Here is a 22,348-nt window from a genome sequence, read left to right as displayed (position 1 = left end):
GCTTATATAAGGGGCAAAAACGTTCAAATCAATGACGTTTACGATTTGATTGACGTCCTGGAAAGTATCGTTAAGGAGGAGGAGCAATAGCTTCCCCTCCTTAATTTCAGGTAGAATTTTGCTTACAGTGAAATACTGTTGCATCTCTGGAAATTTATTCTGCTTTCATAAGATATATCTTTTCCAGACTATAGTTATCAAAATCCATAATTCCATCTTTCACGGTATAGTTATTGGAAATGAACAAGGCTCTGCTTCCTGGTGTAAAACACATGGCGGCCCCATCGGGGAGTTCATACTGTGCACGCGTGGCAACAGCCTTCTGGTCTCCGATATTATAGGTATAAATACCATAAGGCCCCCAGATTAGCAGATCTGAGTTTGTCCCGGCTCCCATCGTATCAAAGGCTCCCACATCATCAGGAAGGACATTGCTGTATTTTTCATCAATTGTGAAGTTTTGTATATCAAAGCCAACTATAGTAGGGATCCATTCATGCCCAGCCATAAGCACTCCGTATACCTCTCCGTTTCTGGCCCGTCCCAGCCCCCGGACATCGCCGTCGTCACAGGTAATGCTGCCTGCCAGGGTGCAGTCTTCATTCAGAACCAGTATTCTCTGACTCTTCTTGGCGCCTTTCCATTCTGCCAGATAAATTCTGCCATCCTTATCTGCAGCAATCGCCTGATAAGGCATTTTCGTCCCACTGATTTGATTAATATCAGCCTTTTCAAGTTCCTCTCCCTCAGGCGACAGCTTCCACAGACAGGAGCGTACATTCTCAAAGGAACCATTTTCTGACTGGGTAAGAAGAAGGCAAAGATTCCCTTTTCCATCGCATGTCATCATGGAAATATCCATGCCGTCAGGCACCTGTACCTCTATTTGCACCGGCTTATCACTGCCAAGCTCCAGCTGATACAAGCATGCCTGACTTCCATTCGCTTTATTGCTTCTTTCTCCGATATAAAGAGTATTGCCGAAAGCTGCCGCAGCATCAATCCGCATTTCGCCACTGTAATTTATAACCTGATCCTGAGCCGTCAGCTCTATCTGTACCGGTTCATAGATTGCATTATACGCAGAACCATCCAGATCTCCGGCGGCAGCTTTGCTTTCGGCCTCATGTATACTAAATTCCCGTTTTTCCCGGAAATCAATAATTTGCAGGATTTCTTCATCATTCAGTTCTTTTTCCGGTAAAAAGAATGTGCCGCGCGATGCAAGGAAGGCGACTCCGTTCCCATCATATTCCGATGCAGCCTCTATTCGTTTCAATGTTCCCTCCGGAAATACGCCCTCGTTATAATATTTCTCATTCAGCTCTTCCATTTTCTTTTTTTCCGTATCGTTCAGCTCCCTGGAATAAAAATCAGCCGGTGCGGTATTCAGCGATGCCTGGAAATGACTTGATCTTTCAGCCTCATTCATAGCCTCCATCCGCTTCCTAACGTAATTAACCGCTGCCGTTACCGTAACAGACAGTGTTGCAGCCAATGCTGCCGCAAGTATTATCGCCTTCTTCCATGCAAACCGCCTTTTCTTCCCGTTGGGAAGTCCGCTCAGGATGTTTTCAATATGTTCGTCAAAGTTTTGGGGCAGCTTCGGCGTTCTGTCCGCTTCCTTTTGAGCCAGCTTCATTATTTTTTTATCAAAATTATCAATCATAGTCCGCTCCTTTCCATCCAGAATCATGCCAGCTGTTTCTTTAATATATCCTTAGCCCTGGACATCCTGGATTTAACGGTTCCCTCCGTGATATGGAGAATTTCACTGATTTCCTTTATTTTCATTTGATCATAATAAAATAAAAATGATTACGGAGCGATATTTTTCATCAAGGGTTAATATAATGTCCCACAGTTCATCGTATTTATCATTTTGTGTCATTCCATACCGACTCACATCCTCAGTCAGTTCCACCCTTTTCCTTTTCCGGAAAATATGTTTTGCTTCGTTTGCGGTAATCATCATAATCCATTGCCTGAACTTATCGATCTCCCTTAAAGAATCCAGATGCTCATAGGCTTTTATCACCGCTTCGCCTACCGCATCCATTTCATTTTGCAGTATTCCATAAGAAAGCCGGTACATGGGCAGCTTATATTCTCTGATTAAATCCGCAAATTTTTCTTTTGTTATCCGCACCTGCTTTCACCTCTCTTTTTCAGAAGCTTCTGATTATAAGAGTATCCTGTATGGAGAAAGGTTCCATTTCACTTATAAAAATTTACAGAAGCAATTGCTGTTTTATGGAAATATATGTTGGTTAATGGGAAATAAAATGATAGTACTGATTGGCGCAGGTAATAACCCGATGGTTGGTATGACCGCGGATTTTGCTGTCTCTATCGAAGAAACTGTAATTATATCCGAAGAATTTACAGATTTTTCAGAAAAAAAACCGTACCAACCATAAAAGGTCGGTACGGTCAATTATATATTTATGTCATTTACTTAGAACTTGCCAGCCTGAGCAGCCTCTTCGATACTAACAGCCACAGCCACAGTCATGCCGACCATCGGATTGTTACCCGCGCCAATCAGACCCATCATCTCAACGTGAGCCGGAACGGAAGAAGAACCAGCGAACTGAGCGTCAGAGTGCATACGTCCCATGGTATCTGTCATACCGTAGGAAGCAGGGCCTGCTGCCATGTTATCGGGATGAAGTGTACGGCCTGTACCACCGCCGGAAGCAACAGAGAAGTATTTCTTACCCTGCTCGATGCATTCCTTCTTGTAGGTACCTGCAACGGGATGCTGGAATCTTGTGGGGTTGGTAGAGTTACCGGTAATGGAAACGTCAACACCTTCTTTATGCATGATAGCAACGCCTTCACAAACATCGTTTGCACCGTAGCAGTTAACTTTTGCGCGAAGTCCTTCGGAATAGGATTTGCGGTATACTTCCTTTACAGTGTTGGTGTAAGGATCATATTCTGTCTCAACGAAAGTAAATCCGTTGATTCTGGAGATAATCTGAGCTGCATCTTTTCCAAGGCCGTTCAGGATAACTCTTAAGGGTTTCTTACGAACCTTGTTTGCTTTCTCTGCGATACCGATAGCGCCTTCAGCTGCTGCGAAGGACTCATGTCCAGCCAGGAAGCAGAAGCATTCGGTTTCTTCTTCAAGAAGCATCTTTCCAAGGTTACCATGGCCAAGGCCTACTTTACGGGTATCAGCAACGGAACCGGGAATACAGAAAGCCTGAAGTCCTTCGCCGATTGCTGCAGCTGCGTCAGCTGCTCTCTTGCAGCCCTTCTTAATTGCAATTGCAGCGCCTACAATGTAAGCCCAGCAAGCATTTTCAAAGCAGATAGGCTGGATTTTCTTAACCTGATCATATACGTCAAGTCCAGCGTCTTTTGTGATTTTCTCAGCTTCTTCAAGGGAAGCGATGCCGTAGCTGTTCAGTACGGCATTGATTTTATCAATACGTCTTTCATATGATTCAAATAAAGCCATTTTCGCTACCTCCTCTTATTCTTTTCTCGGATCGATGATCTTAACAGCATCAGCAACACGACCGTACTGACCTTTTGCTTTTTCATAAGCTGTGTTCGGATCGTCGCCCTGCTTGATAAAGTCTGTCATTTTTCCAAGGCTTACGAACTGGTAGCCGATAATCTGATCTTCTTCGTCAAGAGCGATGCCTGTTACATAGCCTTCTGCCATTTCCAGATAACGAGGGCCTTTCTTCAGAGTACCGTACATAGTACCAACCTGGCTTCTTAAGCCCTTTCCAAGGTCTTCCAGGCCTGCGCCTACAGGAAGTCCGTCTTCGGAGAACGCGCTCTGTGTTCTGCCGTAAGCGATCTGTAAGAACAGTTCTCTCATAGCTGTGTTGATAGCATCACATACAAGGTCTGTATTTAAAGCTTCCAGAACAGTTCTGCCCGGAAGGATCTCTGCTGCCATAGCTGCGGAGTGGGTCATACCGGAGCATCCGATTGTCTCAACCAAAGCTTCCTGGATAATACCTTCCTTAACGTTCAGGGTAAGCTTGCAGGCACCCTGCTGAGGAGCACACCAGCCAACACCGTGTGTCAGACCGGAAATGTCTTTTACTTCTTTGGATTTTACCCATTTTGCTTCTTCAGGGATCGGAGCACAGCCGTGAGCAACGCCTTGTGCTACTGGACACATTTCTTCAACTTCTTTTGAATAGATCATGTGAAAACTCCTTTCGATATGTAGATTGTATTAGCAAACAGTGCGGCGCCGTATGGTAAAGCGCCTTATTGATAACAAAATACCTTTGCGGCAAAAAGGCCGCAAAAATACCTGTCCCTAATCGCTCATATTATTTTCTCATATTTCAACTTAAAAATCCAGCCTTTTTGAAAAAATTTGTCAAAGAATTGTCGAAGTGGTAAAAATAAGCGTATCCGATGCTTATGAGGCTTCGGATACGCTTATAAAATCCACATTTCTGTTATCAGTTCAACATCATCCGGTCGTTGGCGAATTCTCCGCCGCTGGCCTGTTCGAATTTCTTCAGGAGGTCTGATACCTGAAGCTTCTTCTTCTCTTCTCCTGACACGTCATAGATAACTCTTCCTTCATGCATCATGATAAGGCGGTTTCCGTGAGCGATGGCATCCTTCATATTATGGGTAATCATCAGGGTGGTCAGGTGATCCCTGTCAACGATCTTTTCCGTGATATCCAGAACCTTTGCCGCTGTTTTCGGATCCAGCGCCGCCGTATGCTCGTCAAGGAGCAGAAGTCTGGGCTTTTTCAGGGTTGCCATAAGCAGGGTCAGCGCCTGGCGCTGGCCTCCGGAAAGGAGGCCGACTTTGCTGGTCATGCGGAATTCCAGTCCGAGCTCCAGAATTTTCAGCTGTTCCTGATACTCTTCTCTTTCCTTCTGCGTAATTCCCAACCTGAGGGTGCGGTGGCCTCCCCGCCGTGCCGCCAGTGCCAGATTTTCTTCTATCTGCATATTGGCGGCAGTTCCCGTCATCGGGTCCTGAAACACGCGCCCCAGATATTTGGCCCGTTTATATTCCGGCAGCTTGGTCACATCGATGCCGTCTATGCTTATCGTACCCGCGTCTGCATAAAAAACACCTGCCACTGCATTGAGCATCGTTGACTTTCCTGCCCCGTTTCCGCCAATGACGGTTACAAAGTCTCCCTCCTGAAGCTCAAGGGAAAGGCCGTTCAGCGCTGTTTTTTCATTAATCGTACCCGCGTTGAAGGTTTTGGTAATATCTGTTAGCTTAAGCACGGGAAGCACCTCCTTTTTTTACCGTCTTTTTGGAATATTTGTCCTTCAGGTAAGGGATTGCCAGGAACAGAGCCACAACCAGGGCTGAAAACAGCTTCAGATCGTTGGAATTCAGGCCCAGCCACAGAACCACCTGCAGAACGATATAGTAGATAATTGCTCCCAGGGCCGCCGAAAACAGCTTGAAAGCAAAGTTCCCGCGGACACGGCTGAAGATTACTTCACCGATAATAACGGCCGCCAGGCCGATAACGATAGCGCCCCGTCCCATATTTACATCCGCAAAGCCCTGATACTGGGCATAAAGCGCACTGGCAAAAGCAACGATTCCGTTGGAAAGCATAAGTCCCAGGATTTTACAGAAATCCGTATTGATTCCCTGTGCCCTGGACATATTCGGGTTGGAACCGGTGGCGCGGATGGAGCATCCAAGCTCAGTACCGAAAAACCAGTACAGTAAAGCGATCAGTACAATAAGAATTACGATACAAATCAGTATTGTATTTTTATAAAAAGGAACGCCCTTTATGTAGCGCAGTGAAACCAGCAGGGAATACTTATCCACGCTGACTGCCTGATTGGAGCTGTTGGCAAGAATTCTCAGGTTAATGGAATAAAGGCCGAGCTGGGTCAGTATTCCTGCAAGAATTGCCGGGATTCCCATGGCCGTATGAAAAATTCCCGTAACCAGTCCGGCAAGCGCCCCTGCCAGAACCGCGCATAAGAGGGAAAGGCCGATGGAATGTCCGCTTCGTATCATCATAATACAAACAGCGCCTCCGGTGGCCATTGTTCCATCCACTGTCAGGTCCGCCAGATCCAGTATCTTGTAGGTAATATAAACCCCGATTGCCATAATGCCCCAGATCAATCCCTGGGCGCAGGCGCCTGGCAGCGCGTTAAAGAGCGACATGATATTCACTTCATTTTACCTCCGCGTATCTTTTTAATTAAGCCTCTTTGGACTTTTCTTCATTTTTAGGGCTTTTACGTATTTTCACAGCCAAATATATATTTATAACAGGAAAAAATATGATCTTCTTTTCCAACTATAGAGTACGACAAAAAGCGGTAAAAAAGCAGGGCTTTTTTAACCGCTTCTGTACGTAAGGAACTAAAACCGTTCCCCAGTTCACCGCAGATGGCTGCGGGGATGTACTTTATGTTAGAAACATTGGTTATTCGGCTTTGATGGCAACATAGTCATCAGGCACTGTAATATTCAGTTCTTTGCAGATTGCTTCATTGTATTCCTTGGTTACATTGGGAGCGGATTCAATCGCCATGGTTGTAATGTCAGCGCCGTTTACAAGAATATCCACTGCCATCTCGCCGGCTTTATATCCGATATCGTAATAGTTGATGGACAGGGTGGCTACGCCGCAGCCCTTGCAGATTCCTTCTTCACCGGCAATGACGGGAACGCCTGCGGGCAGACATACATTATTGATAACCTCTGTATTGGAAGCAGCCGTATTGTCTGTGGGGACATAGATTACATCACACTCTCCCGCCGCATTGGTGGTTACGGAAGCGATATCATTGGAGTCTGCGAAGGTGTAGGTCTTGCAGGTATATCCCAGCCCTTCCAGATGTTCCTGGATGGTATTTGCCTGATATACGGAATTGGCTTCTGCAGAGCAGTAAAGCAGGCCGACAGTTTTGGCATCCGGGAAAAGCTCATTCAGCATGGCTGCCTGTTCCTTCAGGGGAGCCAGATCGGATGTTCCGGAGATATTCTTGCCGGTGGTTCCTGTCCACTCGTCAATTTCCAGCGCAGTCGCATAGTCTGTGATGGAGGTTCCAAGAATCGGAATGGTTCCGGTCCCTGCCGCTGCTGCCTGAAGGGAAGCTGTTGCGTTTGCCAGAATCAGATCCACGTCTGCAGAAACAAACTGATTGATAATGGTTGCGCAGGTTGCGGAATCACCGGAAGCATTCTGCTCGTCAAATTCCACGTTATCCTCGCCAAGCTTTTCTATCATGGCTTCCTTGAAGCCTTTTGTTGCGGCGTCAAGCGCTTCGTGCTGCAAAAGCTGGCAGATACCGATCCTGTATACTTTATCCGAATCGGTCTGCGCTGCGGGCGCTTCACTGTCGGCTGCCGCCTGGCTTTCCGCAGGTGCCTGGACCGACTCCTGTACAGCCGGCTCCGAAGCCGTGGAAGCAGCATTCTGTGCACTGCTGCCGCAGCCGGCCAGCATGGCTGCCGTCATTGTTAAAACGGTTGCTACTGCTAATAACCTTTTCATAACTTTTTCCTCTTTTCTATGTATCTTTTACAGTTCGATGCTTTAGCGCGTGCAAGCATTAACGCGTCTAACAGTAACTATACACGAAAATAAGGCTTTCGTCAATAATAATTTCAATATTTCGTATATGGCCTGCAATATTTTGTAGCAGCTCATTTATTGAAGCTGTTATAAAATTTACCCCTTATTCAAAAAACCTCATGTATTCCCCATAAAAATGGCAATCAAAAAAACGGGCAGATTGCTCCACCCGCTTTTTTGATATATAAATATCCGGTTCATTCCATTGAAATTACTGTTTATCCGCCGTTTGCCAGTACTTACTGTCTGTCCGTACCAGCCTGTGTGCCGCGTTTTTCGGATATTTCCGTTCTGGTTTTATAAATGCTGTTGGCAGGTACAAAGCCTCTTACCATAGAGGTGGGATAAATATTGCTGTCTCTGCCGATTACCGTTCCGGGATTCAGGACGGAATTACAGCCGACCTCCACATTATCGCCCAGCATGGCGCCGAATTTTTTCAGGCCCGTATGGAATTCCTCTCCATTGCATCTAACTACAACGAGGGTTTTATCGCTCTTTACATTGGAGGTAATGGAACCGGCTCCCATGTGAGATTTAAAGCCGAGAATGCTGTCTCCCACATAATTATAATGGGGAACCTGCACCTTATTGAACAGGATTACATTTTTAAGCTCAGTGGAATTGCCTACCACGGCTCCTTTTCCAACGATGGCGCTGCCCCTGATAAAGGCACAGTGGCGGATCTCCGCTTCCTCGTCCACGATGGCCGGACCGTTGATATAAGCGGTAGGTGCAACTTTGGCAGATTTTGCAATCCACACATCCTCGCCGATTTTGTTGAATTTATCTGCAGAAAGCGTATTTCCCAGTTGTATGATAAAAGCCTTGATTTTCGGTAATGCCTCCCAGGGATAGGTAAGGCCCTCAAATAAAGGCGCTGCAATCGTTTCATTCAAGTTATACAGATGTATGATTTTACATTCTTCCATGTCCGCTCCTTACTGTGTCCGTGACACTCGCTGCCTGCTTACACGCTGCCTGCTGCCCCTGGCCCGGTCAGGCTTCCTTCGCCTCCGTTTTCTTTCCGGCAGCCGCCCTGGAGGGCTGCTTCGTGTAATACTTTGAATTTTCCTCAAACTGCCTGTACAGAATCTGTTGATTGTTCAGCTGCTTCACGATGTTGGTTCTGCGTCCAACAAAATCGGTCAGCTTTTTCATATACTCCTGTGATGTAATCGTGCCATCCGCTACCATGGTCAGGCCTTTTTCCCAGCTGGCCGTAAGTGCCGGATTCAGCAGCGGCCTGATGGAATCGGATACCACGTCATAAATCATTTCCCCCATCTGCGTGGGCGTGATGATCTGTGTTTTTTTATTCAGGTCAAGATACTGGATGGATACCAGCTTCTTCAGGATCTCCGCCCTTGTGGCGCTGGTCCCGATACCGCTTCCCTTAATCTGGGCGCGAAGTTCGTCATCTTCAATGAACTGGCCGGCGTTTTCCATCGTCAGGATCATGGTTCCTGAATTATAGCGCTTTGGCGGAGATGTCTCCCCTTCCTTGATCTCCAGGCCCTCATTTACAAGCGGCGTGCCTTTTTTCAGCCCCTGGAGTATTTTCAGGAAGGCGGCATCGCATTTCACATCCTCCTGTGCGCCGTCTTTCTCCTCATTTCTGTTCTCTGCATTTGCAGGAACGTCTTCTTTTTTCCTGGAAAAAGAGAACTGGCTCACCTTCAGGTAGCCTTCCTCCGTCAGCACCCTGAAGCTGGCAAAAAAACGCTCTCCCTTCATAATACTGACCAGGGATACCTTCTGGTATACCGCAGGCGGATAAAAAATACTTAAAAACCGTCTCACGATAATTTCATAAACCTTTGCGGCCGTGGCGGAAACGCTTTTCAGCGCCCCCAGTCCCTGTCCGGTAGGAATAATCGCATAGTGATCCGTAATCTGTTTATCATTGACGTATCTTGTTTTGGCAATTCCCTGATAGCTTTTGCTTTCCAGAATCTGCGCCGCAAAGGGGGCAACGGAACTGATTCCCCGAAGCCCGCTGATATTTTTGCTGATTTCCTTTGCAACAGCGGTGGAAAGCACACGGGCATCCGTTCTCGGATAGGTAGTCAGCTTTTTTTCATAAAGCTCCTGGACGATCCGCAATGTCTCATCCGGGCTGATTTTAAAATATTTGGAGCAGTCATTCTGAAGCTCTGCCAGATTATACAAAAGCGGCGGATTCTTCTGTTCTTTCTTCCGCTCGATTTTATCCACAACGGGAATTTCCCTGGGCTCCTCCTCCAGGAAATTTATCAGCTTCTGCGCTTCTTCCTTATCCTTAAAGCCGTTTTCCTTATACAGTAAAGGCGACTGGAACCATCTGGAGCCTTCCACTGCCCTCCATTCTCCTTCAAAGCTGCGGCTGCCGTTCTCAGCGGCCGCCAAAGAAGCACTTGCCTGGTTGTCCTTCGCCTGGCAGACAATGGAAAAGCGCCCGGTTACCCTGTAAAACGGCGTCTTCACAAACTGCCGGATTTCCCGCTCGCGGTTTACCACCATTCCCAGGACACAGGTCATTACCCGGCCTACAGAAATAACAGCCTTGTCTCTTTTCAGGTAGTTCTTCACCGGTGTGCCGTATTTCAGGGTCAGTACACGGGAAAAATTGATGCCCATCAGATAATCTTCCTTGGCGCGCAGATAAGCCGCATCGCAAAGGCTGTCATAGGCAGAAAGATCCTTGGCTTCCCGGATGCCTCTGAGAATCTCTTCCTCTGTCTGGGAATCAATCCAGACCCGGCGGCGTTCCTTGCCATGGACGCCGGCCTGTCTTTCCACCAGACGGTAGATATATTCTCCTTCCCGCCCGGAGTCGGTACAGACATAAATTCTGGTGACATCGGCCCGGTTCAGCAGGCCGCTCACAATGTCAAACTGCTTCTGGACGCCGGGAATTACTTCATATTTATATTCCTCCGGAATAAAAGGCAGCGTTTTTAACGTCCACCTTTTTAATTCCGGGTCATAAGCATCCGGGTAGCTCATGGTTACCAGATGTCCGACACACCATGTGACAACGGCCTCGTTTGATTCCATGTAGCCGTCCCGGTTGCTCATATTGTATTTTAAAGCTTTTGCAAATTCGCGGGCAACACTGGGTTTTTCCGCAATAAATAAATCTTTGCCCAAATCATACCTCTTTTTTTCAGGGCTTATTTTTTAGTAATATATCCCTGTGCTTTCAGCAGTTCCGCACACAGAACGGCTCCGCCTGCTGCTCCACGGACCGTATTATGGGAAAGTCCGATGAACTTCCAGTCATAAACCGTATCTTCACGGAGACGTCCCACGGAAATCCCCATGCCCTTTTCATAATCCACATCCAGGGAAACCTGCGGACGGTTATCTTCCTCCAGATACTGGATGAACTGCTTCGGCGCGCTGGGAAGCTCCAGCTCCTGAGGCAGGCCTTTGAAATTCACAAGCTTTTCAATCAGCTGCTCTTTGGTGGGCTTCTTGTTAAACTTCACGAAAACAGCGGCCGTATGTCCATTGAGTACGGGGACGCGGATACACTGGCAGGTGATCACCGGGCTTGTCGCCGGAACGATGACGCCGTCTTCAATTTTACCCCAGATACGGAGAGGTTCTTTTTCACTCTTTTCTTCTTCTCCGCCAATATAGGGAATGATGTTTCCAACCATCTCCGGCCAGTCCTTAAAGGTCTTTCCGGCGCCGGAAATCGCCTGATAGGTGGTGGCTACCACTTCTGTAGGCTCGAATTCCTTCCAGGCGGTCAGCACGGGGGCATAGCTCTGAATGGAGCAGTTGGGCTTTACGGCAACAAAGCCTCTTGTGGTTCCTAGGCGTTTCTTCTGGAAATCTATTACCTTCATGTGCTCCGGATTGATTTCCGGCACTACCATGGGAACATCCGGGGTCCAGCGGTGTGCGCTGTTGTTGGATACCACAGGGGTCTCCGTTTTCGCATATTCCTCTTCAATCTTCTTGATCTCTTCCTTTGTCATATCAACGGCGCTGAAAACAAAATCCACCTGAGCGGCAACCTTTTCCACTTCGTTGACATTCATAATCACGATTTTCTTAACCGCTTCCGGCATGGGAGTGGTCATTTTCCATCTGTCACCCACGGCATCCTCATAAGTTTTGCCTGCGGATCTGGGACTTGCAGCAATTGTGGTCACTTCAAACCAGGGATGATTCTCCAGCAGGGATATAAAACGCTGTCCCACCATACCTGTTCCGCCTAAAATACCTACCTTCAGTTTCTCACTCATTTTTTCTCTCCTCATCTTTCTTCTATATATATTCTAAATGTAACTGTTTAGGACGGTGTATCTTCTTAAATGTGGTTTAAGAATGCCATTCTTCCTTCAGGTATTCCCTGTTAACACGGATGACTTCCTTCATGGCCTCCATACCTGGCGCTCCCAGTGTCAGCCTTTTTTCCACGCAGGTTTTCAGTGATACCGCATCGAAAATATCTTCCTCAAATACAGGGCTGACGTTTTTGAGTTCCTCCAGGCTTAAGCTGTCAATGCTGGTATTCTTCTCAATGCAGTACAGCACCAGCCTGCCGATAATGCCGTGGGCATCCCGGAAGGGCACGCCTTTTCCCACAAGATAATCGGCGGCGTCCGTGGCATTGGTGAAGCCGTTTACCGCGCTCTTTTCCATGACGGCTTTATTAAAGCGCATGGTCTTTACCATTCCGTTAAAAAGGATCAGGCAGTTCTTTACTGTATCTATGGCGTCAAAGGTCAGTTCCTTGTCTTCCTGCATGTCTTTGTTATAGGCGAGAGGAATTCCCTTCATTGTTGTCAGAATAGAAACAAGCGCTCCGTAAACACGTCCGGTCTTGCCTCTTGTCAGCTCAGCAATGTCCGGATTCTTCTTCTGCGGCATGATGCTGCTGCCGGTGGAATAGGCGTCGTCGATCTCCACAAATCGATATTCATTGGAATTCCAGGTGATTATCTCCTCCGAAAAACGGCTTAAGTGCATCATCACCGTGGAAAGCGCTGATAAAAACTCTATCAGATAGTCTCTGTCGGAAACGGAATCCATGCTGTTTAACGTAGGACCCGCGAACCCCAGCAGGGAAGCCGTCATACAGCGATCCAGCGGATAGGTGGTACCCGCCAGAGCGCCGGCTCCCAGAGGGCAGTAATTCATGCGCGCATAAATATCCTTCATCCGAAGCCTGTCCCTTTTAAACATTTCAAAGTAAGCTCCCAGATGGTGTGCCAGCGTGGTGGGCTGCGCCTTCTGCATATGTGTGAAGCCTGGCATATAGGTATCCAGGTTCTCTTCCATCAGCGTTATCAGCGTTTCCAGCAGTTCCTTCAGGCGGCCGTCGATTTCCAGCAGCTCCTGACGCACATACAGCCTCATATCCAGAGCCACCTGATCGTTGCGGCTCCTTCCGGTGTGAAGCTTCTTTCCGGCATCCCCGATCCGGTCAATCAGATTCGCTTCCACAAAGCTGTGGATATCCTCATACTCTTCGGTAATCACAAGACGTCCCTCTTCCACATCCCTGCGGATGCCGGTCAGGCCCTCCGTGATTGCTTCCTTCTCTTCCTCCGTCAGGATTCCCTGCTCCTTAAGCATCGCCGCATGGGCAATGCTTCCTTCAATATCCTGTACGAAAAACCTTTTGTCAAAATTAATAGACGCATTGAACTGATATGCCAGCCTGTCCGTTTCCTTGGTAAAACGTCCGCCCCAGAGCTGTGCCATAAACATCCTCCATTCCGCCAAAAATCCGGCCTTTTATTCGATAAAAAATGACCTTAAAAATCAATTTAAAAATGATACTACCATAAAATGAACTTTATTGCAATAAAGTTTTCTTATCAAACGCCAGTATCTTCCGCAGACAGACAAAAAGCACCAGACCTGATGCCACAGTAAAGACAGCGGCCGCACTCCGGCGATTCCATAGCTGATTATTCTCCTCTCCCAGCGTCATTGCCACAGAGGCCAGATTGGACACGGCATGGACCAGAAACGCCGCCAAAAAACCGCCGCATTTTTCATAGGCCGCCGCCAGCACAAGCCCCAGTCCCGCCGCGTAGACCGCCTGAACCCGCTGCCGTAGATAAGCTCCGCCATCCCGTCATACATTCCGGACGCGCTTTCCAGCCAGGTGAGAATCAATAAGCCGTTAAGCGTAATGCATACCGAGATCCCCGCAGGGATGAGAAGCCAACCGCAGCCCAGGGCCTTTCCTCCCCAAAACAGCCTGTCCGTCAGGCCCTTTCCTTTTTGCAGACGTTCCCAGGCGAGCAGGGTAAGGATTGCTGCAGCTGCGCCAATCCCCGTCACCTCCAGTACGGAAAAACTGTGGGGACAGGAGAATGCAGCAGCTCCCAATGCCGCCAGGAACCATAGAAAAGGCCATAACAACCCCCACATAAGCTTCAAGCCCCGCATATATGCAGTCCCCCTTACATAAGCCGACAAAAAGCTGGCTTTTTCTTTTTATTTTACCATTTTCCCCTGTTTTCTTCCACCGGAAAAATACCGGGAAGGAACCATTTCCCCCCGGTTTCATATGATATGTTATATAACTGACCGGACCTGGATTGCCGCTGTGGGACCTGCCGCTTCCTTTCCCGGCCAGATTGGAGGATTGACATGGAAGATATCATACTCTCATTGAAAAATATAGCATTCTCCTATCACAGCCTGAATGGAGAAATAAAAGCACTCAACAATATATCCTTTTCGGTCAAAACCGGAGAATTCCTGGCCATCGTCGGTCCCAGCGGCTGCGGAAAATCCACGATTTTATCACTTATTGCCGGATTGCTTCAGCCTGAATCCGGCGATATTACTTTTTATACAAAGGATCCTCAGGACAAAAAGCCCGGCATCGGGTATATGCTTCAGCACGACCACCTGTTTGAATGGCGGGATATTTATAAAAACGTTATGCTGGGCCTGGAGATCAATAAGCAGATGACGCCTGAGAAGAAGGAAAAGGTTCTTGCCATGGTGGATGATTACGGGCTTACACCGTTCCTTCACAAGAAGCCCAGCGAGCTTTCAGGGGGGCTGAAGCAGCGTGCCGCACTGGTGCGCACCCTGGCTTTGGAGCCGGAAATACTGCTGCTTGACGAACCCTTCAGCGCCCTGGATTACCAGACGCGCCTGACCGTATCGGCTGATATCTGCCGCATTATACGTTCCGCCGGGAAAACAGCCATCCTGATCACTCATGATCTTTCGGAAGCCGTCAGCCTCGCAGAACGAGTCATTGTACTGAGCAACCGGCCCGCCCGGGTTAAGGCGGAAATTCCCATCCATCTGACCCTGAAGGACGACTCTCCGCTGGCCTCCAGAAATGCGCCTGAATTCAAGGATTATTTTAATCTGCTATGGGAGGAACTGACAGATGAATCATAAAAATAAAATGAAAAATACTCCGGCAGAACTTTCCGCGTCTGCCCAGGAGCGTTTTGTTGCTGATCACAGAAGGCACCACAGAATGGTGACCTTCATGCGTTTTTTTATCCTGCTTGTATTCCTGGCTGTCTGGGAGCTGTGCGCTGATTTGAAAATCATCGACTCCTTTTTCTTTTCCAGTCCCAGCCGGGTGGTTACCTGTTTTATTACTATGCTGCAAAAGAACTCCTTATGCATGCATATTGGAGTAACGCTGTATGAAACCATTTTAAGCTTTCTGCTGGTATTCGGCTTCAGCATGCTGTGCGCCACCCTGCTGTGGTATTCCTCCAGGCTGACGGAAATTCTGGAGCCTTATCTGGTGGTGCTTAACAGCCTTCCCAAATCCGCCCTGGCGCCGCTTCTTATCGTATGGCTGGGAACCGGAATGAACACAATTATCGTAGCCGGTATTTCCGTTGCTATCTTCGGAGCCATTATCAATCTTTACACCGGCTTCCGTCAGGTGGATGAGGAAAAAATCAAACTGATTTACACCCTGGGCGGGAACCGGAGGGATACACTTTTTAAGGTGGTGCTTCCCGGTTCCATTCCTATTATTTTGAGCACAATGAAGGTGAATATCGGGCTTGCCCTTGTGGGTGTAATCATCGGGGAATTCCTGGCGGCAAGAAGAGGGCTTGGTTATCTGATCATTTATGGAAGCCAGGTCTTCCAGCTGAATATGGTAATTACTTCTATTATTATACTCTGTATTATTGCCATGGGACTTTATCAGATGATTCAGTGGCTGGAGCATTATTATAAAAAGAAATGATAAAAGAAAGGCCGTACAGCTTTGGTGTGCTGTATGGCCTTTCCTGTATTTTTTTCGCCGGATGCATTTTCAGGACGGATTTTCCTTCGCTGCAAACCTACATACTGTAAAGCTGTACAAAAATGGGCTTTCTAAAGCCTGGTGTCCCACCTGCCGCAGAATACATTTTCCTGGTAACGTCCTTTGAATTCTGATTTTCCCATAATCTTTTCTATCGCGGCTTCCATAACTGTTTCGGAATCAAAATAGGCGTTGATATAGGTCCTGGCCATCGGTACATCAATGAGGTGGTTGGGAAAGCCAAGCGATAAAAAGATGGTGGGGATCTGTGAAACATACCAGGGCTGATCCGCAGGTGAGGCCCATTTGACACGCATCGAATTATACTGGGCAAAGCCTGTCACATGGAGGGCGACAATGCAGGCATCGTATTTTGCCTGGAAATCCTCCATTTTCCCTTTTCCCTGAGGCGTCTGGGCATCCACCTGGAAGCCCTGCTGCTGTAGCAGGCGGAGCAGCTGTTCTTTTACTTCCTCACTGTTGTCCTTGATCAGCTTGCCGGCCACCACCATGCCTTCTCCGCCGCCGATAAATACAAGTTTCAGCCGCCTGCTTTTTTCAGGGGTCAGCGGGAGGATGCTTTGGGTATCCTTTACCAGTGTAATGAATTGATCTGCAGCCTTTTTCGCTATCCAGCGGTGTTCCCTGCAGCCCACAACCTCCAGCGCTTCCCTGGGAGGCATAAGGGTGCCTTCCGCCTGCTTACGGTGGAGGCCGATGGCTGCTTTTACGCCCAGGATCCTGTAAAGAGCATCCTTCAGCCTTTCTTCCGTGATGATACCGCTGCGATAGCCCTCCAGCATATAGCCGAAGTCTTCTTCGGGATCATTAAAAAAGAGGAAGCAGTCACAGCCTGCGGCAATTGCCCTCGGCACCTGTTCCTTTCTCGGCATGGCGGCGAACATGCCTATCATATGGGACGCATCTGTTACCACCAGGCCATGGAACTGCATTTTTTCCTTTAAAAGCCCGGTAATAAGCTCAGGCGACAGTGTGGCCGGTAAAATCTCTTCATTTTTCAGGCCGGGATGGAGTTCCCTTTGGTAGGAAGGCAGGGCAATGTGGCCTGCCATAATGGTCATTACACCGTCGTCTATCAGTTCCTGGTATACTCTGCCGAAGGTATTGTCCCATTGCGTACAGGAAAGATCATTGATACCCATAAGCAGATGCTGATCGTTCTCTTCCGTCCCATCTCCGGGAAAATGCTTGCAGCAGGTAGCGAAGCCTTTTTCCTTTGCGCCGCGCATAAAAGCCTTTGCATAGCGTATGGTATCCTCCGGATTGTCATTGAAGGCCCTTGTCTGCACAATGGTATTTCTCCAGTTAAAAAGCAGATCCACAACCGGGGCAAAATTCCAGTTGCAGCCCACGGCGGCGGATTCGGAAGCGCCTACACAGGACATTTCATAGGCCATTTCCTCAGAATCCGCTGCGGCGACCGCAGCTCCGTTGGCAACAGCGGTCCCGCCCTCAATTCCGCCGTTTCCTCCGGCTTCACAGTTAGAGGCTATTAAAAGAGGAATTTTGGTATTTTCCTGAAGTATCCGGTTCTGTTCATACAGTTCTTCCTTAGGCGCATTGTGATAACGGATTGCTCCCACATGGAAACGGTCAAGAACCGATTTCATGACTGCTGGATCGCGGTTGGTTACCATATATACAAACAGCTGGCCGATTTTTTCCTCTGTGGTCATGCCGGCTATGGTTTCCTCCACCCATTTAATATCTTCCTCTTTCAGGTAGAAGGGTTTTTCTTTCAAATTTACCATGTTTCCTTTATCCTTTCATAACTGCGCAGCAATTTCACAGTTACATCCTTTCCATATTATGCTTTGCCTTTCAGATTGTCATGAAACAGGTCTGTCAGTTCTTCCTGGTACGTCCCGGCATAGCTCCCCTGCAGGAATTTGGGCAGCGCCTGCGTGCGAAAGCGTTCCCAGCTGGCCGTTTCCTGTTTTACAAGAACAGGGTAAAAAAGTACGTTGTTTGCCAGGGCCGCTTTTTCGTCCCCGGGGGCATCTCCCAGCATCAGGACATTTTCCGGAAAATATCCTTTTTTTATGAGTTCGCCGATACAGAAGGCTTTGGAACCGTCATCCTGCGTGAGGAGGACATCCGTCATGGTGGCAAGCCCGCAGCGCTGCCATTCTACCTCCACCGCTTTTTTGTTGGCAGAAGATACGACGGCAATATCCGCTTCCCTGTGAGCCGCCTCCAGCGCTTCCTTTACTCCGGGAAAGGGCTGAAGCTCGTCCAGAGGCAGGGCTGCAATCTGTTCGTTTACCTTTCGCGACCAGGAAAGTGCTTTTTCCAGTATTTGAATTTCTTTCTGGTCTTCTTTTCCCCTGCTGTCCGCGATTTCCTTTTCCAGCGCCCTGTTGGAAAGCTCGTGTGAAGAAGCGGTCCATGAAAGCAGCCTGTCAATTCCGGGAATATGCCGATAGCTGCGGTCCGCTTCCTCCAGGGCTATCGAAAGCCCCTGGAAACGGTTGATTCCACGGGTCATGGAATACAGATTCGTGTTGTTCCAGCGTTGAAGGATTTCCTCCTGCCAGGGGGTAAGGGACCACTCTTCCACCATAGCAGGCCCGAAGCACCGAAAATGCTTGATATCCATGGTATCCATAGCACAGCCGTCGGAATCTACACAGATGAGATGGGAATGTTTGGAGGTGAGATGCATGTTTGTGTCCTTTCCCGGACATTGTCCGCATGCCTCTGCTTTAAAAAGCAGAAGCTTTCGTATTTAATATTTCCAGCAGGAAACGGAAATATGCTGAAACTGCGGTTTTTCCAGTCCCGGCCGTTTTACGAAAACATTATGGGAAACTATCGGATACCCCAACAGAAAATATACAAACAGAATGTTCTGAAAGCGTTTTTTTATTAGTTTACTGACAATATGTCATGACTTCTTACAACCTATATCCATATTGGCACTTTTCTTTGCACATTATGCTTCATTTACTGTACCACTATGGAGTTTTTTCAGAAATTTTGCTATTCTTATGCCATAATTATTAATATAGGGGGATTATATATGAGCGACACAAAATTTACTTTACTTACAGTCAGCTCTCTGGATAAAATTTTTCCAGATGAGCCATTCCAGCCGCAGACTCCATGTACCGGCGCCGCCATGTTTCTGAATGAGCGTTTTTCTTTTCAGGCCGCCTATTGCCTGGAAGGCCCGCAGATTCTTCACGCAAACGTGGCGCTGTCCGGTTCCCTGAAGGATGAAGTTGTATTCAGACAGACGGGGCTTGTACCCAGTGAGCTTCCGATTTTTCCGGAGGCGGATGATTTTGTACTGCGTACCACGCCCGGACTGTATCCGGATCCTCTCTATCCGGTAAAGGAGCCTCTCACGTTGATACCCGGACAATGGCGTGGCCTGTGGTTTACGGTTCCGGCAGAATGTACGCTTCCGGAAGGAAGTTATGATCTTACTATCACCTTTACCTGTGATGATGGAGCTGTTCTCGGTAGCTGTACCTTTACTGTGGAACGTCTGGATGCCCGTCTTCCGGAGCAGACGCTGCTTCATACGGAATGGTTCCATACAGACTGTATTGCTGACTGGTACAAAACTCCTGTTTTCAGTGAAGAATACTGGACGCTTGTTGAAAAATACATGAAGGAAGCTGCAAAATATGGTATCAACATGCTTCTGACGCCTCTTTTCACCCCTCCGCTGGATACGGCTCCGGAAGGAGAACGCACAACGGTGCAGCTGATAGATGTATCTCTTTCGGACGGTACCTATACCTTCAATTTCGAAAAACTGGAACGCTGGCTTTCCCTTTGCGAACGCAGCGGTATCCGTTATATGGAGTTCTCCCATCTTTTCACACAGTGGGGAGCAGGACATGCGCCTAAAATTATGGCAAATGTTGCAAACACAGGGGAAGGGATGCAGGGAAAAGAGACGGTAAAGCAGATATTCGGCTGGGCTACGGATGCGGCGAGTGATGAGTACAGGGAATTTCTGGAAGCATTTCTGCCTGGGCTGATGGAATTCATTGATGGGCATCAGCTGCGCGGGCGCTGCTATTTCCATGTTTCAGACGAGCCCTCCAGGCAGCATATTCCCGCCTACCTGTATGCGAAAAAACTTCTGGAGTCCCAGATTGATGGCCTTCCCATTATGGATGCGCTGTCGGACTATGAATTTTATGCCCAGGGGCTGGTGGGCGTTCCTGTATGCAGCAATAACCATATTGAACCATTTCTGGAGAATAAGGTTCCCGGCCTTTGGACCTACTATTGCTGCGGGCAGTATCAGGAGGTGTCCAACCGCTTCTTCTGTATGCCGTCACAGAGAAACAGAATTCTCGGTATCCAGCTTTATAAATTCAATATCCGGGGCTTTTTGCAGTGGGGCTTTAATTTCTGGAATGCTTCGCTTTCCCGCTACCGCATTAATCCTTACTGCGTTACCGACGCTGCCTGCGCATTTCCTTCCGGCGATGCCTTCCTTGTTTATCCCGGCGAGGACGGCCCGGTGGCTTCCATACGGGCTGAGGTGCTGATGGAGGGTCTTCAGGATATGAGGGTTCTGCAGCTGCTGGAAGAGCTGACCGACAGGGATACGGTTATTGCTATTATGGAGGATGGCCTGGATACGCCCGTTACCTTCAAACAGTATCCGCGCGAAGCCTCCTGGCTGCTTTCTTTCAGGGAAAAATGCAACAGGGAAATTATCAGGCTTCTTTCTCAGAAATAAAACTTGCAGGGGGAACGGCCAAGAGGCTGTTCCCCTTTTTGGACGCGGTGAAAAACAGCCTCTTCCCGCTGCGCAGGATAATACAAAATTACCAGGCCAGAGGTGATTACAGAACCCGCTGAATCAACTTTGCCACCCCCGCCGAATAAGTTTCTTGCTTTTTCTGCGGGAATTGATTATGATAGAAAGACAAATACGAATGAAACATAGGAGGTAACGAATGATATCCTTTTTATTATCCATTTTATATGGGGCTCTTGCCGGCTGGATTTCCAGCAGAATCATGAAAACAACAGGCGGTACTCTCCGCAATATCATTACAGGTATCGTCGGCGGTATGATTGGCAGCTTCCTCTTCAGCCTGATTGGCTTTTATGCCCATGGTTTTCTTGCAAACCTGATTGTATCCATAGTGGGTGCATGTATTTTTATTTATATCGGCAAAAAGCTGTTTGGCGGCATGAAGTAAAAAAAAGGAAGTGGATTTTCCTGTATCATACAGGAGTTCCCTTCCTTTTTTACTGCATAGATAATTCACGGTTTATTTTAAAACATCTGATTTCACATATCCAGTCTCGCCCTGGAACTTAACGCGTGTCCAGCCATCTGCCTGTTTCATCAGTATTTCAAGCTTCTCTCCTGAATAACACACTCCGATTCTGTCGGAATTTTCATTGGCGCTTTTTCTTACATTTACGGTTTCCGAAACCGTAAATTCACCACTGTTAGGCACCTTGCCGGAACTGGCGGCTGGCTGAGAGGGTGTAGGTGCCGGTTCTGGCTCTGAAGATGGCGTACCCGTGCCTTCCTGAGACTGTGTATTCTCTGCAGACGCTTCCGGGCTTTCCGGTGCGTTCTTCTGTTCCGTCAGTGCTTCTCCAACAGCTACCTTCATATCATCCACATAGCCTGCCAGGAATGCGGAAAGCGCTTCGTCCCCCGCTTTCTTCTCTTCCGCTCCGGTCCTGATTCTGTCGTACAGTGCAGTGACATCCGCCTGCGCCGTAACTTCGTTGGAATAGGCAGCCGCCTCGGGATCGTGCTCCCAGTCATGAATATAGAAGCTTCCTTCCGCGTTTTTGCTTACATAAAAAGGCGTAAGTCCGGGAACCAGCGTGTCAAAACCTTCGAATTTCACATCATAGCAGGCATATACCACATAGCTGTCCGGTTCCAGTCCGGATTTCGTATAGCAGACAATATTGTTATAGGACTCAATGTGGGAGCTGTTCTCCTGCATACGAAGAAGTTCCTTATCCTCCGAATAATCAAGCAGAGACTTTACTGTATCCAGGTCGTCGGACTGCAGCGCCGCATAATAACGGGTTATCAGTTCATTTACCTCAGGGTAGGCATTTTCAAGCAGCGGTTCCGCAGCCTCCTGTGATTCTCCTGTTTGTCCGCTTTCCTCCTGGGAAGCATTTTCCTGGAAAGCTGTTTCCTGTGAAGAGCCTTCCGCTTCACCGGAAGCCTTCTCCGTTTTCCCTTTACTCATGCCCCAGCTGACTAAAATAATGGTCCCAATCACAACTGCCAGCAAAACTCCCAGCACTGCGGACATGGCTTTATTCTTAATCATCCACTTTACGAGCATTGACGGGTATTCCAGCGGGCTTTTTTTCCGTTTTCTTCTTTTCCTGTGACGGTTATTGTAATGCGAAGGATTTCTTCTGTTATCCATATTCATTCTTCACTTCTTCCTGTATATATAAAATAAGCAGCAGCTGTTCCGTTTACGCACAGCTGCGGCAAATTATCTTAATTGTTTTCCCATGCAATTAATCATAGCATAAGC

General features: G+C 48.0%; 22 protein-coding genes. 5 read left to right on the top strand and 17 right to left on the bottom strand.

Translation table 11 applies throughout. The features are described from left to right. Positions 1–154 precede the first annotated feature (154 nt). Genes FYJ45_RS08295 through FYJ45_RS08285 form a run of 3 tightly spaced genes read right to left on the bottom strand, consistent with a single transcriptional unit; the run spans position 155 to position 2,149 of the window. Positions 155–1,669, bottom strand: a complete 1,515-nt coding sequence (locus FYJ45_RS08295) for a hypothetical protein (RefSeq protein ID WP_154464223.1) — start codon at positions 1,667–1,669, stop codon at positions 155–157. A gap of 23 nt (positions 1,670–1,692) precedes the next feature. After that, positions 1,693–1,794 carry an RNA polymerase sigma factor gene (locus FYJ45_RS33110; protein ID WP_154464222.1) on the bottom strand — a complete coding sequence of 34 codons (102 nt, stop codon included), beginning with the start codon at positions 1,792–1,794 and terminating at the stop codon, positions 1,693–1,695. Between the two features lie 4 nt (positions 1,795–1,798). Continuing rightward, positions 1,799–2,149, bottom strand: a complete 351-nt coding sequence (locus FYJ45_RS08285) for an RNA polymerase sigma factor (protein WP_154464221.1) — start codon at positions 2,147–2,149, stop codon at positions 1,799–1,801. Positions 2,150–2,285: 136 nt separating this feature from the next. On the opposite strand from FYJ45_RS08285, the gene FYJ45_RS31410 reads away from it, so the two are divergent. Further along, the gene (locus FYJ45_RS31410; RefSeq protein WP_268890928.1) at positions 2,286–2,420 is read left to right on the top strand and encodes a hypothetical protein; all 135 of its coding nucleotides are present in this window, start codon (positions 2,286–2,288) and stop codon (positions 2,418–2,420) included. Between the two features lie 38 nt (positions 2,421–2,458). On the opposite strand, the gene FYJ45_RS08275 is transcribed toward FYJ45_RS31410, so the two are convergent. The 11 genes from FYJ45_RS08275 to FYJ45_RS08225 all read right to left on the bottom strand — a co-directional run bounded on the left by FYJ45_RS08275 (position 2,459) and on the right by FYJ45_RS08225 (position 13,972). Next, entirely contained in the window at positions 2,459–3,469 is a 1,011-nt protein-coding gene (locus FYJ45_RS08275; protein ID WP_021635823.1) for a GGGtGRT protein, read from the bottom strand. Between the two features lie 15 nt (positions 3,470–3,484). Continuing rightward, positions 3,485–4,177 carry an iron-sulfur cluster assembly scaffold protein gene (locus FYJ45_RS08270; protein ID WP_021635824.1) on the bottom strand — a complete coding sequence of 231 codons (693 nt, stop codon included), beginning with the start codon at positions 4,175–4,177 and terminating at the stop codon, positions 3,485–3,487. Between the two features lie 265 nt (positions 4,178–4,442). After that, complete coding sequence (locus FYJ45_RS08265) at positions 4,443–5,237, bottom strand: ABC transporter ATP-binding protein (protein WP_021635826.1); 795 nt, start codon at positions 5,235–5,237, stop codon at positions 4,443–4,445. Further along, the gene (locus FYJ45_RS08260; protein ID WP_276890725.1) at positions 5,230–6,159 is read right to left on the bottom strand and encodes an ABC transporter permease; all 930 of its coding nucleotides are present in this window, start codon (positions 6,157–6,159) and stop codon (positions 5,230–5,232) included. The genes FYJ45_RS08265 and FYJ45_RS08260 overlap by 8 nt, the downstream gene beginning before the upstream one ends. Positions 6,160–6,415: 256 nt before the next feature. Then, complete coding sequence (locus tag FYJ45_RS08255) at positions 6,416–7,489, bottom strand: ABC transporter substrate-binding protein (RefSeq protein WP_021635828.1); 1,074 nt, start codon at positions 7,487–7,489, stop codon at positions 6,416–6,418. Between the two features lie 320 nt (positions 7,490–7,809). After that, entirely contained in the window at positions 7,810–8,502 is a 693-nt protein-coding gene (locus tag FYJ45_RS08250) for an acyltransferase (protein ID WP_154464219.1), read from the bottom strand. 67 nt (positions 8,503–8,569) lie between these two features. Continuing rightward, positions 8,570–10,702 carry a DNA topoisomerase gene (locus FYJ45_RS08245; protein WP_154464218.1) on the bottom strand — a complete coding sequence of 711 codons (2,133 nt, stop codon included), beginning with the start codon at positions 10,700–10,702 and terminating at the stop codon, positions 8,570–8,572. 23 nt (positions 10,703–10,725) lie between these two features. Next, complete coding sequence (asd, locus tag FYJ45_RS08240) at positions 10,726–11,811, bottom strand: aspartate-semialdehyde dehydrogenase (protein WP_154464217.1); 1,086 nt, start codon at positions 11,809–11,811, stop codon at positions 10,726–10,728. Between the two features lie 76 nt (positions 11,812–11,887). Beyond that, entirely contained in the window at positions 11,888–13,276 is a 1,389-nt protein-coding gene (gene argH / locus FYJ45_RS08235; protein ID WP_154464216.1) for an argininosuccinate lyase, read from the bottom strand. A gap of 94 nt (positions 13,277–13,370) precedes the next feature. Then, positions 13,371–13,592: a hypothetical protein gene (locus FYJ45_RS33105; RefSeq protein WP_195841730.1), complete on the bottom strand. Its 222-nt coding sequence runs from the start codon at positions 13,590–13,592 to the stop codon at positions 13,371–13,373. Beyond that, positions 13,505–13,972 carry a hypothetical protein gene (locus FYJ45_RS08225; protein ID WP_154464215.1) on the bottom strand — a complete coding sequence of 156 codons (468 nt, stop codon included), beginning with the start codon at positions 13,970–13,972 and terminating at the stop codon, positions 13,505–13,507. The genes FYJ45_RS33105 and FYJ45_RS08225 overlap by 88 nt, the downstream gene beginning before the upstream one ends. A 204-nt stretch (positions 13,973–14,176) precedes the next feature. On the opposite strand from FYJ45_RS08225, the gene FYJ45_RS08220 reads away from it, so the two are divergent. Together FYJ45_RS08220 and FYJ45_RS08215 are read left to right on the top strand one after the other, a co-directional pair. After that, positions 14,177–14,947: an ABC transporter ATP-binding protein gene (locus tag FYJ45_RS08220; RefSeq protein WP_021635835.1), complete on the top strand. Its 771-nt coding sequence runs from the start codon at positions 14,177–14,179 to the stop codon at positions 14,945–14,947. Beyond that, complete coding sequence (locus tag FYJ45_RS08215) at positions 14,937–15,764, top strand: ABC transporter permease (RefSeq protein ID WP_154464214.1); 828 nt, start codon at positions 14,937–14,939, stop codon at positions 15,762–15,764. Before FYJ45_RS08220 ends, FYJ45_RS08215 begins: the two co-directional genes overlap by 11 nt. Positions 15,765–15,895: 131 nt before the next feature. Here the strand turns inward: FYJ45_RS08215 and FYJ45_RS08210 are convergent, their stop codons facing one another. Beyond that, entirely contained in the window at positions 15,896–17,596 is a 1,701-nt protein-coding gene (locus FYJ45_RS08210; RefSeq protein ID WP_154464213.1) for a glycoside hydrolase family 3 protein, read from the bottom strand. 56 nt (positions 17,597–17,652) lie between these two features. Next, positions 17,653–18,510, bottom strand: coding sequence for an HAD family hydrolase (locus FYJ45_RS08205; RefSeq protein ID WP_154464212.1), 858 nt, complete (start codon positions 18,508–18,510; stop codon positions 17,653–17,655). 357 nt (positions 18,511–18,867) lie between these two features. Between FYJ45_RS08205 and FYJ45_RS08200 the strand changes: the two genes are divergently transcribed. Both FYJ45_RS08200 and FYJ45_RS08195 read left to right on the top strand, forming a co-directional pair. Continuing rightward, entirely contained in the window at positions 18,868–20,553 is a 1,686-nt protein-coding gene (locus tag FYJ45_RS08200) for a DUF4091 domain-containing protein (protein ID WP_154464211.1), read from the top strand. A 220-nt stretch (positions 20,554–20,773) separates the two neighbouring features. Next, positions 20,774–21,022: a GlsB/YeaQ/YmgE family stress response membrane protein gene (locus tag FYJ45_RS08195; RefSeq protein WP_154464210.1), complete on the top strand. Its 249-nt coding sequence runs from the start codon at positions 20,774–20,776 to the stop codon at positions 21,020–21,022. Between the two features lie 72 nt (positions 21,023–21,094). On the opposite strand, the gene FYJ45_RS08190 is transcribed toward FYJ45_RS08195, so the two are convergent. Continuing rightward, entirely contained in the window at positions 21,095–22,240 is a 1,146-nt protein-coding gene (locus FYJ45_RS08190; RefSeq protein WP_154464209.1) for an SH3 domain-containing protein, read from the bottom strand. Positions 22,241–22,348 lie beyond the last annotated feature (108 nt).

This window comes from Eisenbergiella porci, from assembly GCF_009696275.1.
GTDB classification, from domain to species: domain Bacteria; phylum Bacillota; class Clostridia; order Lachnospirales; family Lachnospiraceae; genus Eisenbergiella; species Eisenbergiella porci.
Note: the sequence above shows the minus strand (reverse complement) of the source record. Positions and strands in the feature narration are given on the sequence as shown.

Bases quoted from the DNA above. Each gene is read 5' to 3' on its own strand.
- FYJ45_RS08225 (WP_154464215.1), bottom strand. From the start codon at position 13,972: ATGCGGGGCTTGAAGCTTATGTGGGGGTTGTTATGGCCTTTTCTATGG.
- FYJ45_RS08205 (WP_154464212.1), bottom strand. From the start codon at position 18,510: ATGCATCTCACCTCCAAACATTCCCATCTCATCTGTGTAGATTCCGAC.
- FYJ45_RS08220 (WP_021635835.1), top strand. From the start codon at position 14,177: ATGGAAGATATCATACTCTCATTGAAAAATATAGCATTCTCCTATCAC.
- FYJ45_RS08190 (WP_154464209.1), bottom strand. From the start codon at position 22,240: ATGAATATGGATAACAGAAGAAATCCTTCGCATTACAATAACCGTCAC.
- asd (WP_154464217.1), bottom strand. From the start codon at position 11,811: ATGAGTGAGAAACTGAAGGTAGGTATTTTAGGCGGAACAGGTATGGTG.
- FYJ45_RS08270 (WP_021635824.1), bottom strand. From the start codon at position 4,177: ATGATCTATTCAAAAGAAGTTGAAGAAATGTGTCCAGTAGCACAAGGC.
- FYJ45_RS08215 (WP_154464214.1), top strand. From the start codon at position 14,937: ATGAATCATAAAAATAAAATGAAAAATACTCCGGCAGAACTTTCCGCG.
- FYJ45_RS08250 (WP_154464219.1), bottom strand. From the start codon at position 8,502: ATGGAAGAATGTAAAATCATACATCTGTATAACTTGAATGAAACGATT.
- FYJ45_RS08255 (WP_021635828.1), bottom strand. From the start codon at position 7,489: ATGAAAAGGTTATTAGCAGTAGCAACCGTTTTAACAATGACGGCAGCC.
- FYJ45_RS33110 (WP_154464222.1), bottom strand. From the start codon at position 1,794: ATGAAAATAAAGGAAATCAGTGAAATTCTCCATATCACGGAGGGAACC.
- FYJ45_RS08200 (WP_154464211.1), top strand. From the start codon at position 18,868: ATGAGCGACACAAAATTTACTTTACTTACAGTCAGCTCTCTGGATAAA.
- FYJ45_RS08275 (WP_021635823.1), bottom strand. From the start codon at position 3,469: ATGGCTTTATTTGAATCATATGAAAGACGTATTGATAAAATCAATGCC.
- FYJ45_RS31410 (WP_268890928.1), top strand. From the start codon at position 2,286: ATGATAGTACTGATTGGCGCAGGTAATAACCCGATGGTTGGTATGACC.
- FYJ45_RS08295 (WP_154464223.1), bottom strand. From the start codon at position 1,669: ATGATTGATAATTTTGATAAAAAAATAATGAAGCTGGCTCAAAAGGAA.
- argH (WP_154464216.1), bottom strand. From the start codon at position 13,276: ATGGCACAGCTCTGGGGCGGACGTTTTACCAAGGAAACGGACAGGCTG.
- FYJ45_RS08210 (WP_154464213.1), bottom strand. From the start codon at position 17,596: ATGGTAAATTTGAAAGAAAAACCCTTCTACCTGAAAGAGGAAGATATT.
- FYJ45_RS08195 (WP_154464210.1), top strand. From the start codon at position 20,774: ATGATATCCTTTTTATTATCCATTTTATATGGGGCTCTTGCCGGCTGG.